Raw genomic sequence first — 14,819 nt, forward strand, 5'->3', positions numbered from 1 at the left:
CCCGCGATCCGATGGGCCGTTTCCCATGCCACCTCAACCCGGCTCAGAACCCGCCCGCAACGACCGGAACACGTCCAACAAGATGTGCGCCACGTTGTAGACCACAAAATCCGCGTCCTCAACCGCACCCGCCCGCGCGCTCGACACGATGCTCATCACCGCCGCACCCGCCTCCCGCGCCCGCGAGTGCACCTGCTCCTTCGCCCGAGACACCGCCGCATCACCCGGCGGCACCCCCAGCGACACCGCGAGATCGGCCGGACCGACCCACACCGCATCCACCCCGTCCACCGCCACGATCTCCGCCGCGTTCTCCACACCCGCCGCGGTCTCCACCATCGCGATCACCAGCACGTCCCGCGCCGCATCCAGGTGCTCCGCCGCCGACACCGCCCCGAAACGACCGGCCCTGCTGTAAGTCGCGAAACCCCGCTCACCACGCGGCGGATAGTGCGCCGAACGCACCACCTCCCGCGCCTCCGACGCCGACTCCACGTGCGGCACCACGATGCCCTCCGCACCCAGATCCAGCACCCGCAGCACCTGGTTGGCATCCCCGCGCCCCACCCGCACCAGCACCGGCACGCCATGCGCCTGCGCCAACGCGATGTGCTGCTGCAACACCACCAGATCAGCCGGACCGTGCTCGCAATCCACCAGCACGTAATCCAGCTCCGCGACCCCGGACAACTCCACCAGCATCTCCGCTGGCAACCGCAGGATCCCCCCGCGCAACCGGGCACCCGAACGCAACTTCGCCTTCAACCTCATCGCGCCACCATCCCCGCCGACAGATCCACATCGGCCGCGCACAACCCCGGCATCCGCAACATCGCCACCAACGCCGCACCCACCTCGTCCTCGGTGACCATCCGGCCCAACGCCGCACGCGACACGAACGCCGCCTCCGCATCCGCCACCGACGTCCCCGTCCGCTCCGCCTCCAACCGGAAATTCCGCTCCATCCGCGGCCCCTCCACCGGACCCGGCGACAACGAATTCACCGCAACCCCCAACGGCCCCACCTCCGCCGCCAACGTCGTGGTCAACCCCAGCACCGCCATCTTCGACGCGCAGTACGGAGTGCGACGCGCCAACGGCCGCTTACCCGACACCGACGCCACGTTCACCACATCACCCGCACCACGCGCCGTCATCGCAGGCAGAAAAGCCCGGCACATCAGGAAAGTGCCGCGCACGTTCGCCGCGAACACCGCATCCCACTCCGCGGGCTCCACCTCCGTCAACGGAGCCACCGGCCCGGCGACACCGGCGTTGTTCACCAACACCGACACCTCCTCACCGGCCAACCGCCCCGCCAACTCCGCCACCGAATCCGGATCAGCGACATCACAGGTCACCGCCAACCCCGCACCAGGCAACCCCGCGACCGTCTCCTCCAACGACCCGCGCGTACGCCCCACCGCGATCACCCGCACACCCTCGGCCGACAACGCCCGGCACATCGCCCGACCGAGCCCGTTACCGCCCCCGGTCACCAACGCCGTGCGCCCCGCCAGCTCAGCCGCGGACATGATCGGCCCACTCCAACGCCGCGTCACCGAACTTCGCCGCCCGCACATCACCGGACCGCGCATGCCCCTCGAACAACTCCACCCGAGCCGCCCGACCGCACACCGCACCGAGCTGTGCGCTCGCCACCGGATCCGTCACCTCCTGGTACGTCACCGTCTTCAAGTACTTCCCGACCCACAACCCGCCGGTGTAGCGCGCCGCGCCCTTCGTCGGCAGCACGTGATTCGTCCCGATCACCTTGTCCCCGTAGGACACGCACGTGCCCTCACCCAAGAACAACGCCCCGTAGTCGCGCATCCGCTCCAACGCCAACCGCGGCTGCTCGGTCAGCACCTGCACGTGCTCACTCGCGTACGAATCGGCCACCTCGAACGCCTCGTCGACCGACTCCACCAGCACCACCTCACCGTGATCACGCCACGCCGGACCCGCGAAGTCCACCGTCGGCATCCCCGGCAGCAACTTCTCCACGTGCTCGATCACCGCCTCCGCCACCGACCGCGACGTCGTCACCAGCACCGCAGGGGAGTCCGGCCCGTGCTCGGCCTGCGACAGCAGATCCACCGCCACCACGAACGGATCCGCGTGCTCATCGGCGATCACCAAGATCTCCGTCGGACCCGCGAACAAGTCGATCCCGACCTCACCGAACAACTGCCGCTTCGCCTCCGCGACATACGCGTTGCCCGGCCCCGCCAGCAGATCCACCGAACCCACCGACTCCGTGCCCACCGCCATCGCCGCGACCGCCTGCACACCACCCAGCAGGTGGATCTCATCCGCCCCCGCCAAGTGCATCGCCGCCACCGTCGCCGCCGGCACCTCACCGCGGATCGGCGGCGTCGCCGCCACCACCCGCGGCACACCCGCGACCTTCGCCGTCACGATCGTCATGTGCGCCGACGCCGTCAGCGGATACCGCCCACCCGGCACGTACGCACCCACCGCACCGACCGGAACGTGCCGATGCCCCAACCGCACCCCCGGCAACGTCTCCACCTCGACATCGCGCAACGACTCCCGCTGGTGCGCGGCGAAACCCCGCACCTGCTCCTGCACGAACCGGATGTCGTCGAGCACCTGCTGCGGCACCGTCGCCACGATCCGCTCGATCTCCTCCGGCGAGAGCCGGAACGACTCCGGGCTCCACCCGTCGAACCGCTCCGAGTACTCCCGCACCGCCACGTCACCGCGGTCCCGGATGTCATCGATGATCCCGCGAACCCGATCGCGCAACGCGGAATCCTCCGTCGCGGTCGGCTTCGCCACCGCACCCTTGATCACTTCGGACAACGTCGTCCTCCTCAATTCGCGGCCGAACCCCGAGCCGCCGCAGGGGGAGCGCACCGGCGCACCCACCCGGCCAGCAACCCGGCGATGACCTCAGGAACTTCCAACGGCAGCAGGTGCCCCGCACCCGCCACCAACTCCAGCTCGCAACCGGGCAACCGCGCCGCGATGTCGCGGTGGAACTCCGGCGGGCACAACGCGTCCTCGACACCGCCCACCACCAACGACGGCACCCGGACCGACCCCAGCGCCCCGCGCGCGTCGACCCGAGTGCCCTGCGCGGCCAGCTGGTCCAGGAACCGCCGCGGACCGATCCGCTCGGCCATCCCGCGGAACTCCCGCGCCGCCGCCTCCGACGGCCGCGAGTACATGCTCGGCAGGACCTCCTCGACGACACCGGCGAAATCACCCGCCCGCGTCCGCCGAGCCATCCGCGACCACCCCTGGTGCTGCGCCGGCAGGGGAGCGGCGGCGTTGGTGGCCAACGCCGCGAAACCCGCCACCCGATGCGGAGCCAGCCGCGCGACCTCGAACCCGACGATCGCGCCCAAGCTCAACCCGGCCACCAGCAGCGGACCGTCCGCGGCCGCAAGCACCTGCTCGGCCATGCCGGTGATGCTCGGCGCGTCGATCCGCGCGTGCACCACCGGCAACCCCAGCGCGCCCTCGACCGGCGCCCACAGCGCCGCGTCGCAGAGCATGCCGGGCACCAGCACCACCGTCGGATCAGCCACGAGCGCGCGGCACCAGCGCGTACGGCGCCACGTAACCGTTGTGATCGATCGAGTACCCGGCGTCCGCGGCGGCCTTGACGACCTCCTCGTCCCAGTCGACGCGCACCCGCCCGTCCCCGGAGTTGATCACCACGAGCTTGCCGGTGCCCTCACCGACGTTGCGGATGCTGCGCCACGCGCCCGGCGGCACCGAGAGCATGTCCCACTCGCCGAGCTCCACCGTGACCGGCTCGTGGTCGTTGAGCGTGACCTCCCAGCGCCCGTCCTTGACCATGAGCACCTGCGTCTGCTCCACGCGGTGCCCGAGCATCCCCGCGCCCGGCTCGGCGCGCAGCCACGCGATGTTGTGCCCGTGCGGGTTGAAGATCCGCGGCTCCTGGTCGAGGTCCTCGGTCATGCCGAACCCGACGACCAGCGCCAGCTCCGCGCCGCCCCCGGTGACCACCGAGTCCAGGAACGGCTGCGAGCACCACTCCAGGTCGTCCTGGGTCACCACGCGCCGCCGCATCTTCTCCGCGGAGAACGACCGCAACCGCGCCAGGTCCGGCTCCGCCATCGGGCGCACCAGCTCCACGTCCTCCGGCGGCTCGTCCCCGGCGACCGTGTCGATGAGCCGCCCGTCCTCGGTCAGGTGCAGCCCGTACCCGGCGGCGTCGCGCAGCACCGTGGGGCCCCAGATGATGCCGCCGGTGTCGTCGTGGCCGAGCGAGGTGAACAGCCACCCGTCGTCCGGGCCGATGTTGGTGAACCCGCGGAAGATCCACGTCGGGATCGAGGCGATGTCGCCCTCCCGCAGCACCAGTTCGCCCTCGTTGCCGTCTGAACCCCACCGCAGCAGGAACTCGCCGCGGAAGCACAGGAACACCTCGGCGGTGAAGTGCAGGTGCAGGTTGTTCACCACACCGTTGGGCATCGCGGCCGCGCCGATGTTGTAGCCGTGCGGCTCGCGGAGGTTGATGACCTGCTTGGAGTTCTGCGACACCCCCGGCCCGATCATCGCGTAGTTCTCCTTGCGCTCCGAGCCCGGCGTGCGGCAGTCGATGAACGCCTGGTCGCAGGACACGAAATCGCTGCGCCGGATCGTCCTGCGCGCGATCTCGTCCTCGTTGACCCGTACCGGTCCCTGCTGCATCCGTGCACCTCCGCATTCGATGACTACGTATGCATTACAGCATCGGGCCCCTTGCCGGTCAATGAGCCCCGCAGGTGAAAGCACTCCCCGAACCGTCCAGATCATCCCGCGCGCACCCGACTAGAATCCGTATACCGGGAGGTCGAATGTCGATCACGAGTCATGATGTCGCCAGGTTCGCCGGGGTATCGCAAGCCACGGTCTCGCGCGCCCTGCGCGGAGACCCGCGAGTGTCCGAGGCGACGCAACAACGCGTCCGCAACGCCGCCGACGCGCTCAACTACGTGCCCAGCGAAGCAGGCCGCAGCCTCTCCACCCGCTCCACGCGCCGAATCGGCGTGCTGGTCAGCGACCTGGCCAACCCGTTCTACCCCTACCTCGTCGGCCCGCTGCACGACGAACTCGAACAACGCGGCTACCGCATGATGCTGCTGACCGAACGCTCCGACGACGCCCTCGCCACCGAACGGCTGCTCGACCACTCCATCGACGGCGCAGTGCTCACCACCGCCACCACCGGCTCCGCACTGCCCGACGCCCTGCGGCGCAAACAAGTCCCCTTCGTGTTCCTCAACCGCATCGACGGACGCGACGGCGCCGACTCCGCCGTCGTCGACAACGAACGCGGCGGCCGCATCGTCGCCGCCGAACTCGCCGAACTGGGACACCGCACCGTCGCCCTGCTAGGCGGCTCCACCGACACCAGCTCCGGACGCGACCGCGAACACGGCTTCGTCAGCGGACTCGCCGACGCCGGCATCACCCTGCCCGCCGCCCGCATCCGCCGCGGACCCTACGACTTCGACACCGGCTACCGAGGACTCACCGAACTCCTCGACGCCGACCCCGACCTCACCGCCGTGTTCTGCGGCAACGACGTCGTCGCCATCGGCGCCTACAACGCCGCGCTGCGCGAAGGACTCCGCATCCCCGACGACCTCACCCTGATCGGCTTCGACGACCTGCCGATGGCCTCCTGGGAAGCGTTCTCGCTCACCACGATCCGCTACGACCTCCCCGAAATGGCCAGAGCCGCCGCCCGCCTGCTCGTCGAGCGGCTCACCGGCGAGACCGACCGATCCGCCCGCCAAGTCGCCTTCACCCCGGAACTCGTGCGCCGCGGCACCCACGCACCACCCACCCTGCGCCGAGCCTGGCGGGTCTGACCGCACCACCCACCCCGGACAGCACTCGGCGGCCCCCTCGCCAGGGCCCTCCCGCCTGGGGCACAGCCACAACCGAGAACGACCCCGCGGCGAGGAAGCCGCCGAACGCACACCCGGCCTACCGGCCGGACCCGACCAGCTCCTCCTTGGCGAACTTGTCCGCACCGAGATCGCTGCGGTAGGTCTCCTTCATGAACACCGTGATCACCACCAGCGCCAGCACCGCCGCCACCGCCAAGTACGCCCACACCGCGTAGATCGTGCCGAACGTGCTCACCAGCAACGCCGCGACGAACGGCGTCACCCCCATGAACACCGAGAAAGAACTGTTGTACGCGATGGCGCTCGCGCTGAACCGCGTCCGCGTCGCGAACAGCTCCGCCGAACACGTCGTCACGATCCCGGTCAAGAAGAACTCCGGAATGATGTAGACCAACTGGCTCCACACCGCCGACGCGAAACCGCCCTGCTCACCGATCGCGAACGCCACCGGCACCAGCACGATGCACGCGAGGGCACCGGTGATCAGCATCGGCTTGCGCCCGATCCGGTCCGAGAGCCTGCCCGCCAACGGCAACAGCGGCATCAGCACCGCCACCGAGATCAAGTTCGACAACAACGCCTGCGACCTCGTCAGTCCGAGCTCGCTGACCAGGTACTCCGGGTAGTACGTCACCCAGGTGTAGGACAAGATCGCCAACATGATCGACGCACCGCAGAACACCAGGATCGGCCGCCACTGCTCCCGCAGCGCCTCCCGCACCGGCGCCTTCACGATCTTCGTGCCGCCCTCGGTCTCCCGCATGAACTCCGGGGTCTCCTCGATCCGGCTGCGCAGCCACAACCCGACCGCCGACAGCGGCAGCACCGCCAAGAACGGAATCCGCCAACCCCACGACTCCAACTGCGCCGGGTCGAACACCGCACTCGTCAACGCCGCCACACCCGCACCGCACAAGATGCCCAGGAAGCAGCTGTTCGACGCGTACGACGTGTAGTAAGCGCGCTGGTTCGGCCGCGCCCACTCCACGATGAACGCGACCGCACCCACGTACTCGCCACCCGAGATCATCCCCTGGAACGTCCGGATCACCACGAGCAGCAGCGGAGCCAAGAACCCGACCTGCTGGTACGTCGGCAGCGCACCGATCAGGGCCGTCGACACGCCCATCATGATGATGGTCCACAGCAAGGCCTTCTTGCGCCCCACCCGGTCACCCCACCGCCCGACGAGCGTGCCTCCCAACGGGCGGAACACGCACGCCACGGCCAGCACCGCATACGTGCTCATCACCGCCGCCGCGCTGTTGCCGCCCGGGAAGAACGACGAAGCCAGCATCGGCGCCATGTAGCCGTAGAGGCCGTAGTCGAACTGCTCGACGAAGTTCCCGACACCGCCGGCGTAGACCGCCCGGCGGATCTTCTTCTTCGTCGTCTGCTCCGGTTCCGCCGCAGCGGCAGGAGCGGGTGATCCCGGTACTCCGATGGACATGGGCATCTCCAGTGGTCGCGGCCCCAGTGCACGCTTATGCATACGTATGAAGGTTGTCGGAGGCTAGCTTCCGCCACCAAGGGCGTCAAGAAGCACCGACCACCGACCGACCCACCACGCCACGACACCGAGCACGCAGAAAAGCGCAGCCTGCGTCCACCGTGCGCACCAGCGCAAGGCCCGAAACCCACCAAGCCGTGGGCGACCCGCGACACGGGCCGCCCACGCACCGCTCAGCCCTGCAAGTCCAAGATCGCGTAACCGAACCCCGGCACCGTGATCACTTCACCCTCCACCCGCACACCGCTGTCCTCGACCGGACGAGCCCCGGCCAGCCGCTCATCGGCCACCGTCACCGCCGCCTCCTCCCGCCGCGGATTCGCGGTGACCAGGAAACGACCCCCGCGCAGGTACGTCAGCGGATAACCGTCGGAGAACACCTCCACACCGGCCTGCGTGCCGAGCTCCGGATGCTGCTTGCGCAACGCCAGCAGCCGCCGCACGAAGTGCAGCAACGAACCAGGATCGTCCCGCTGCGCCTGCACGTTCGGCCGATCCTCCGACGGATCGATCGGGATGTAGAGGTCCTCGGCCGCAGCGCTGGAGAACCCGGCGTTCGGACCGTCGTTCCACTGCATCGGCGTGCGGTTGCGCTGACGACCCGCACTGCCCTCGACCTCCGGGAGGTCCTCGATCATCCGCATCCCGATCTCCTCGCCGTAGTACAGCGAAGGCACCGTCGGCCAGGTCAGCAGGAACGCGAACGCGACGGGCAGCTCCTCCGGCGTGCGCACCCCGTCGTTGAGCCGGTTCGCGCTGTCGTGGTTGGCCGTCGGCAGCATGATGCGCCCCGGCCCGATCTTCTCCGTCGCCGTCGTGAAGGCGTCCACGAAGATCTTCGCCGTCCCGGTGCCCTCAGCACCGAAGAACGGGTTCTCGTGCCACAACGACTTCCACGGCGCCCCATCACCAGGACCGTTGACCGGCAGGTAGAAGTCCGCGTCGAAACCGGCCGGAACCGACGTCTCCGGGTCGCCCCACTCGGAGATGAGCACCGCCTCCGGGTGGCTCTGCGCGACCCGCTCGCGCAGCTCGCCCCACAACCTGCTCGTCTCCACCCAGCCCGGGTCGTCCTTGACCAGCGTGGCCGCCAGATCGCACCGGAACCCCGAGATGCCCAGCCGCAGCCAGTGGTCCATCACCTGGAAGATCGCCTCGCGGTTGCGCCGCGGACCCTCGTCGTCGACGCCCTGGCGCCACGGCTCCGCCGGATCCATCCGCGCGTAGCCGTAGTTGATCGCCGGCTGGGTGTCGTAGTAGTTCTTGCGGAACGCGCCCTGGCGCGGACCGGGGGAGGCCACGAACTCCTCCGGCAGCGAACCGTCCTCCGGCAGCTGCTCCGGCGTCGCCCAGATGTAGTTGTGGTCCTGGTCGTTCTGCAACGAATCCAAGAACCACGGGTGCTGGTCGGAGGTGTGGCCCGCGACCAGGTCGAACAGCACCCGCATGCCGCGCCGGCCCGCCTGCTCCACCAGCTCCGCCACGTCCTGCTCGTCGCCGTAGCGCGGGTGCACGCCCGTGTAGTCGGAGATGTCGTAGCCCGCATCGGTCAGCGGCGACGGGAACACCGGGTTCACCCAGATCGCGCCGACACCAAGCCACTGCAGGTGGTCCAGGTGCTCGATGATGCCGCGCAGGTCGCCGATGCCGTTGCCGTCGGTGTCGGCGAAGCTCTGCGGGTAGAGCTGGTAGAGCACCGAGTCGGCCAGCCACGAGGGCGTGCCCCCGGCCGCGGACGCTCCCGGCGCGCCGAGCACGGAGGGCGCGAACGCCACCCCCGTCAGCGCCGCACCCGTCCCGAGCATGAACGATCGCCTGGACACCACCATGTGACCCACTCCCGCCGATCAGCAGTTGACTACGTATGCAGAGTGGATCAATGTACGCATTCCGCGGCCGGAGCGGAACACGCGGCGCGAAGTCCGTCCCACCGATCCGCACCGGCTCCGCCGCGCGGAGCAACGCCGCTGGGGGAGCAGGACCATGCTTCCCCACGCGGACCACCCCGGAAGGGGCTTGTCCGGAACTCGAAACGGCCCGGCTCAGTCCTGGGCGAGAACGGCGGCCAGCAGCCCGGGGAAGCGCTGCTCGAACTCCGGGCGCAGCGAATGCCAGCAGCGGGTGCCTTCCGGCCGGATGAACACCACGCCGGCGCCGCGCAGCGTCGTGAAGTGGTGGCTCAACGTCGACTGCGAGACCTGCACCTCGAACTGCGCTCCCTGGTGCTCCTCGCCGTCGCTGAGCCCGCGCACGATCGCGAGCCGGACGGGATCGCCCAGCGCGGACAGGGCCTTGGCCAGCGGGACGTCGTCGAGTTTCGGGTGGTCGAGTCGGCGCACGCCGAGAAGTGTAGCGTTCATCTATGTTCGACGTTCATCGATGAAAGTAGGCCGTTGATGCTCTTGCTCACGGGAGCCACCGGAACCATCGGCGGAGCCCTCGCCCGCCTGCTCGCCGACCACGACGTGCCGTTCCGCGCCCTGGTGCGCCGCGAAGGCGTCACCATCCCCGGAGCCGACGTCGTCCTCGGCGACCTCGACGACCCCGCGACCCTGCCCGCGGCGTTCGACGGCGTCGACCAGCTCTTCCTCAACACCGCCGGGCCCTACCCGGAGGAGGAGCCGGTCATCGCCCAGCAGCGCGCCGCGATCGACGCCGCCGCGGCCGCCGGGGTCGAGCACGTCGTGAAGATCTCCGCCGTGGGCACGCGGACCGGCGGCCCCATGCCGTTCGGCACCCACGCCACGATCGAAGCCCACCTCGCGAACTCCGGGCTCGCCGCGACCGTGCTGCGGCCCAACACCGTCATGCAGAACCTCGTGCGCGGGATCTCCAGCGTCACCCCCGAAGGCCGGTTCTTCGAACCCTTCGGAGGGAAGATCGCCCACGTCGACGCCCGCGACGTCGCCGACAGCACCTTCGCGGTGCTCACCGGCGCGGCGCCCAGGGGAGGGGAGCACGACCTCACCGGCCCCGCGGCGCTGACCGCGCCGGAACTGACCGCCGCGCTCTCGACGACCCTGGACCGCGAGATCGAGCTCGTGCATCCCGGACTCGACGAGCTCGCGCCGATCATGATCGACCGGGGGATGCCGGAGTCGTACGTGCGGCACTTCGTCGAGCTCGCGGGACTCGTCACCGACGGCGCGCTCGCTCAGGTCACCACGGCGGTCGCCGACCTCACCGGGAAGCCGCCGCGGTCGATCGAGGCGTTCCTCACCGAGCACCGCGAGCAGCTGCTGGCCCCGGTGAAGTCGTACTTCGAGGTGTAGGCGCGGGGAGGGGAAGCGCGGCCTGATCTCCATTACTTGACATAATGTAGATTATCGGCACTTCGTCGACCTGGGATCATCGGGGCGAGAGGGGCTGAAATCCGCCTGTCGGCCGCACCGGACGACCGTTCCGACGACGGCCGTCCGGCAGGGCTCGGGCGACCGTCGAGGCGCCGGCGCCGGCTCGGCTGCGGCGTGCCGTTCGTCCGCGACGGCGGGCGCCGCGGCGGACGTCGTGCGGGCCGGACCGCCATGGCGCCGGACTGTGAGCGTCGCCGTGAGCGCCCAAGTGCACCGTCGTGCCGCTCCGGCCCGGATACCCCACTTGACCTGCGCGTCCCCTTGCCCTTCCTGTTTCCGTCACAGTGACGTTTCTCTACGTTCGCAGGGGCTGTGGAGCACTGGCGGGCAAGGCGTTCCGGCGCCGCTGAAGATCCACAAGGACGTCGTGGATCAAGGACCGGCGGCGCCGACGAGCCGTCCAAGTGAGCCGCCCGGCACCACGGCGTGATCGCGATGCCGAGGCGCGAACGTCGAAGCGCGAAACGGGCGCCGTGGCGATGGAGTACCGGCAGCGGCGAACAGGTCCCCCGGGCGGGAGCCCCTCATCCCCTTCTCCATTTGGTGGATAATCAACGTTATCCACCAATCCGCATTGATCAACTTTGAGAGGTGTCCGCGCTCGCCGCCCAGGTCGACCACGCCGGGCTCCCCGATCTCCGGCAGCCGGCGAGGCCGCCATCGCCAGCACTCCTCGCCCGCCCAGACCGCCTTGCCCAGCCCCGACGGTCGCCCTGACAGCTCTTCGCCGCCTCCGCTCCCCTCTCCCCGACCTCCGCCCGGCTCTCGCCGGTGTCCCCTGTTCGGGGGTTGGCGTTCCTCGCGCAGGGGGTGTAGCGATCTCGTGGCTCCGGGTACTCCCTCACCAGTCCACTGCAGGGAGGTCGAGGGATGCTGCCCAGGCACGAACGTCGCCGTATCGCGGAGATCGAGAAGGGCCTGAGCTTGCAGGACCCTGATTTCGCCCATCGCCTGCGGGAAGCGGAGCTGCCGGAGAGGTCCCGGCCGGGCGTGCGGGTCGTGCTGGGCATCGTGGCGGTGGTGGTCGCGGTGCTGTGCATGCTGCTCGGCGAGGTCGCCGGGTTCCTGCTCACGGGCCTGCTGGCGACGCTGCTGCTGGCGGGCGGCGGCTGGCGGTTGTTGACCGCCTGACCCCGCGCCGTTCAGGGGCGCCAGCGCGCGCGGTAGCCGGGCCGGTCGGAGTAGGGCAGGCCGAGCAGGGCGCGGGTGGTGCAGCCGCGCTCGTCCTCCGGCGGGTAGGTCTGGCCGAGCTCGTCGCAGGGGCCGTTGCCTGCGCCGCAGTGCTGGTGCAGCCGCAGCAGGCGGGTCTTGAGCTCGCATTCGCGGAACCCGCGGAACACGCTGCCGCCGCAGCGGGCGGTGGTGCCCGCCTCCATGTCCTCGCGTGCCCAGCGCAGCAGTTCCAGGTCGATGTCGATCTGGCGCCGCAGGAACTCGGCGAAGCGGTTCATCACTGTCCCCCACCGCTGGTGCGCGGCGTCGCCCGCCGTGCGGGGCCGGGTATCGGCCCGCTCCGAGGGGGACGCGGTGGGCGGTGCGGCGTGACGTGAGGCGGGGCGTTCATGTTGCGGTGTGGGCCCATCCGAGCAGTCGGCGGGCTTTGGCGCAGTCGTAGAAGCCGCGGTTGCCGGGGAGGTCGCCGCGCAGTTCGACGTCGGGCCAGTGGTGCCGGGCGAGGTCGAGCGACGGCTGGTCGCTGATGGTGTCGGGGGCGACGATGTTGATCGCCTCGTGTCCCTGCCAGGTGGCGTGCAGGACGGCTTCGAAGGCGCGGCCGACCTCGTCGGCGCGCACGTATCCCCACAGGTGGTTGATGGCCATGGTGGAGTCGGCGGGGCCGAGCCGGGTGCGGGCGGTGTCGCGGGATTCGGTGACGCCGTGCAGGCGCAGGCTGGCGATGGTCATGCGGGGGTGGCGGCGGGCGACGCTGTCGGCTTGGGCTTCGGCGATCCACTTCGAGAGGCTGTAGGGGTCTTCGTTGTAGGTGGGGTGCTGTTCGTCGACGGGGAATCGGTCGTAGCGGGCTCGTCGGCTGAAGGCTCCGCCGAGGGCGTTGATGCTGGATGCGAGCGCGACGGTGGTGATGCCGCATTCGACGGCGGCGTGCAGCGCGTTGTAGCCGGCGACGACGTTGGTGTTGTGCACGGTGGGTGCGTCGGCGGCGTGCGGGTTGGGGATGCCCGCGAGGTGGATGAGGGCGTCGGTGCCGTCGAGGGCGTCGCGTAGTCGCGGGTAGTCGCAGGCGTCGGCGATGACCACGTCGGGGTCGGTCGTGGCGATGCGGTCGATGGGGCGGGTCCGGTGCCCGGCGTGGGCCAGGGCTGCGACGACCGCGCGTCCGACGACGCCTTGCGCGCCGGTGACTGCCACGAACACGGGTTACCTCCGCGGGTTCTGGGGTGACCGTCCGACGGTACCCATCGGCGGGTGTGAAGATCACCCCACAACATCACGGTGGGTGAGCAACGGTTGATGGCGGGTTTTAGCCAGGAATTCACATCGTGTGGGTGCTGCGGGCACGCTGCGGTTCTTAGGTTCACCAGCACGATCGAGAACCGCACTGGGAGGAATTCATGTCGCGTCATCCTGAACTGGCCCGCCGCGCGCTGTTGAGCGCCGGGCTCGCCGTGACCGCTGCGGGGGCGCTGGGGGCGCCCGCGGTCGCGGCGGGTTCGCGTTCCGCGCGCGGGTTCGCGGCGCCGTCGATCTCGGGTACGGGGGCGTGGGACGCCCGCAGTGCCAACGGGAGCATCGATGTTCTCGATTCGAAGCCCAGCAAGATCATCGTGCATCACACGGCGACGGGGAACAGTTCCGACACGTCGCAGTCGCACGCGTTCGCGTTGTCCCGGCAGATCCAGGACTTCCACATGGACTCCAACGGCTGGATCGACACGGGGCAGAACTTCACCAACAGCCGGGGCGGGCATCTGACCGAGGGCAGGCACAAGAGCCTCGCGGCGTTGCAGGGCGGTTCGCAGCACGTGCTGGGTGCGCATGCGGGTGAGCAGAACGACGTGGCGCTGGGGATCGAGAACGAGGGCACCTACACGGATGCGTCGGTTCCGGGCGCGTTGTGGGAGTCGTTGGTGGAGTTGTGCTCGTACATGGTGTCGCAGTACGGCATCGAGGCGGGCGCGATCTACGGGCATCGGGATTTCATGTCGACGGCGTGCCCTGGTGATGTGCTCTACGCGCGGTTGCCGGATCTGCGGTCGGCGGTGGGTTCGGCGACGGGCGGTGCGGTGGTGCAGCCCGTGGTGTGGCCGTTGCTGCGTCCGGGGGCGGCGGGTCCGGTGGTGTCGGCGTTGCAGTTGTTGCTGCGTGCGCGGGGTGCGGGTGAGGTGGTGGTCAACGGGGTGTTCGATGCGGTGACCGGGGATGCGGTGGCGCGGTTCCGGCGTGAGCGGGGTGTCGCGGGGCCGTCGTGCTATGCGTCGCGGGTGGCTGAGCCGGATGTGTTCGGCGGGTCGGATTGGGCGCGGTTGGTGCCGGTGCTGGGGGTGGATGCGTCGGGTGATGCGGTGCGGGCGGTGCAGGTGTTGTTGACGGCGCGGGGTGCGCATTCCGGTGAGCGGGATCGGTTCGGGTTGCGCACTGCGGGGTCGGTGCGGGAGTTCCAGGCGTCTCGGGGGTTGCGGGTGAGCGGGGTGTGCGATCGCGAGACGTGGTTGCGGTTGTTGGGGTGATGTGGGGCGGGGATCGTCCGAGCCGATGTGGCGGCTCGGACGATCCCCGTTTTTTCTTTCGCGCCGTCGGTGCGGGACCGGCGGCACCGGTGCGCTGGTGTCGGCCCGCCGGGGCGGGTCGGGTGCGCACCGGCAATCATGCGCACTTCGGTGTTGCGGGGCGCGGCGGCGATCAGAGGAGCGGGCGGTGTTTCACCCGGCTGTGCGGGGTTGTGCCGTGGGGTGTTACCGGGCCGGGGGACGTGGTGTCGTGTCCTGGTCCGGTGGGTGGCGGGTGTCTCCGGTGCTGGGGAATCTTTCATCGCGGGGTCGGTTTCGGCAATGGTCCGTTCGGTCGAGGAATGGTGTGGTTGGTCTTTTCCGGGTG

The 14,819-nt window shown here is 69.8% G+C and carries 14 protein-coding genes; 4 read left to right on the forward strand and 10 right to left on the reverse strand.

Features of this window, described 5'->3' with window-relative positions:
• Positions 1-33: 33 nt before the first annotated feature.
• From ACWD38_RS00895 to ACWD38_RS00915, 5 genes are read right to left on the reverse strand one after another with little or no spacing between them, the layout of a single operon-like run.
• The gene (locus ACWD38_RS00895) at positions 34-771 is read right to left on the reverse strand and encodes an HpcH/HpaI aldolase family protein (RefSeq protein ID WP_450123039.1); all 738 of its coding nucleotides are present in this window, start codon (positions 769-771) and stop codon (positions 34-36) included.
• Complete coding sequence (locus ACWD38_RS00900; RefSeq protein ID WP_184479302.1) at positions 768-1,535, reverse strand: SDR family NAD(P)-dependent oxidoreductase; 768 nt, start codon at positions 1,533-1,535, stop codon at positions 768-770. Before ACWD38_RS00900 ends, ACWD38_RS00895 begins: the two co-directional genes overlap by 4 nt.
• On the reverse strand, positions 1,522-2,820 hold the full coding sequence (gene hisD, locus ACWD38_RS00905) for a histidinol dehydrogenase (RefSeq protein ID WP_450123093.1): 1,299 nt from the start codon (positions 2,818-2,820) through the stop codon (positions 1,522-1,524). Before hisD ends, ACWD38_RS00900 begins: the two co-directional genes overlap by 14 nt.
• Before the next feature lie 20 nt (positions 2,821-2,840).
• Positions 2,841-3,560 carry an alpha/beta fold hydrolase gene (locus ACWD38_RS00910; RefSeq protein ID WP_450123040.1) on the reverse strand — a complete coding sequence of 240 codons (720 nt, stop codon included), beginning with the start codon at positions 3,558-3,560 and terminating at the stop codon, positions 2,841-2,843.
• Positions 3,553-4,692, reverse strand: coding sequence for a cupin domain-containing protein (locus ACWD38_RS00915; protein WP_184479305.1), 1,140 nt, complete (start codon positions 4,690-4,692; stop codon positions 3,553-3,555). The genes ACWD38_RS00910 and ACWD38_RS00915 overlap by 8 nt, the downstream gene beginning before the upstream one ends.
• 146 nt (positions 4,693-4,838) lie before the next feature.
• Here ACWD38_RS00915 and ACWD38_RS00920 point away from each other — a divergent pair, with 146 nt between their 5' ends.
• The gene (locus ACWD38_RS00920) at positions 4,839-5,858 is read left to right on the forward strand and encodes a LacI family DNA-binding transcriptional regulator (RefSeq protein ID WP_184479306.1); all 1,020 of its coding nucleotides are present in this window, start codon (positions 4,839-4,841) and stop codon (positions 5,856-5,858) included.
• A gap of 118 nt (positions 5,859-5,976) precedes the next feature.
• Here the strand turns inward: ACWD38_RS00920 and ACWD38_RS00925 are convergent, their stop codons facing one another.
• From ACWD38_RS00925 to ACWD38_RS00935, 3 genes are all read right to left on the reverse strand, one after another.
• Positions 5,977-7,350: an MFS transporter gene (locus ACWD38_RS00925; protein WP_450123041.1), complete on the reverse strand. Its 1,374-nt coding sequence runs from the start codon at positions 7,348-7,350 to the stop codon at positions 5,977-5,979.
• Between the two features lie 233 nt (positions 7,351-7,583).
• Entirely contained in the window at positions 7,584-9,239 is a 1,656-nt protein-coding gene (locus tag ACWD38_RS00930) for an alpha-amylase family glycosyl hydrolase (protein WP_221315814.1), read from the reverse strand.
• 213 nt (positions 9,240-9,452) lie between these two features.
• Positions 9,453-9,749 (reverse strand): ArsR/SmtB family transcription factor, encoded by a 297-nt coding sequence (locus ACWD38_RS00935; protein ID WP_343071386.1) that lies wholly within the window; start codon positions 9,747-9,749, stop codon positions 9,453-9,455.
• 57 nt (positions 9,750-9,806) lie between these two features.
• On the opposite strand from ACWD38_RS00935, the gene ACWD38_RS00940 reads away from it, so the two are divergent.
• Positions 9,807-10,682 carry an NmrA family NAD(P)-binding protein gene (locus ACWD38_RS00940; protein WP_450123042.1) on the forward strand — a complete coding sequence of 292 codons (876 nt, stop codon included), beginning with the start codon at positions 9,807-9,809 and terminating at the stop codon, positions 10,680-10,682.
• Between the two features lie 951 nt (positions 10,683-11,633).
• Complete coding sequence (locus tag ACWD38_RS00945; RefSeq protein WP_184479311.1) at positions 11,634-11,894, forward strand: DUF3040 domain-containing protein; 261 nt, start codon at positions 11,634-11,636, stop codon at positions 11,892-11,894.
• Between the two features lie 11 nt (positions 11,895-11,905).
• Here ACWD38_RS00945 and ACWD38_RS00950 read toward each other — a convergent pair whose 3' ends face one another.
• Together ACWD38_RS00950 and ACWD38_RS00955 are read right to left on the reverse strand one after the other, a co-directional pair.
• A complete protein-coding gene (locus ACWD38_RS00950) occupies positions 11,906-12,214 on the reverse strand; it encodes a DUF6221 family protein (protein ID WP_184479312.1) in 309 nt (102 codons plus the stop codon).
• Between the two features lie 109 nt (positions 12,215-12,323).
• Positions 12,324-13,139, reverse strand: a complete 816-nt coding sequence (locus tag ACWD38_RS00955; RefSeq protein WP_184479313.1) for an NAD-dependent epimerase/dehydratase family protein — start codon at positions 13,137-13,139, stop codon at positions 12,324-12,326.
• 197 nt (positions 13,140-13,336) lie between these two features.
• Between ACWD38_RS00955 and ACWD38_RS00960 the strand changes: the two genes are divergently transcribed.
• Positions 13,337-14,452 carry a peptidoglycan recognition protein family protein gene (locus ACWD38_RS00960; RefSeq protein WP_184479314.1) on the forward strand — a complete coding sequence of 372 codons (1,116 nt, stop codon included), beginning with the start codon at positions 13,337-13,339 and terminating at the stop codon, positions 14,450-14,452.
• Positions 14,453-14,819: the final 367 nt, after the last annotated feature.

The sequence above is a fragment of the Saccharopolyspora sp. NPDC002578 genome (assembly GCF_053592695.1).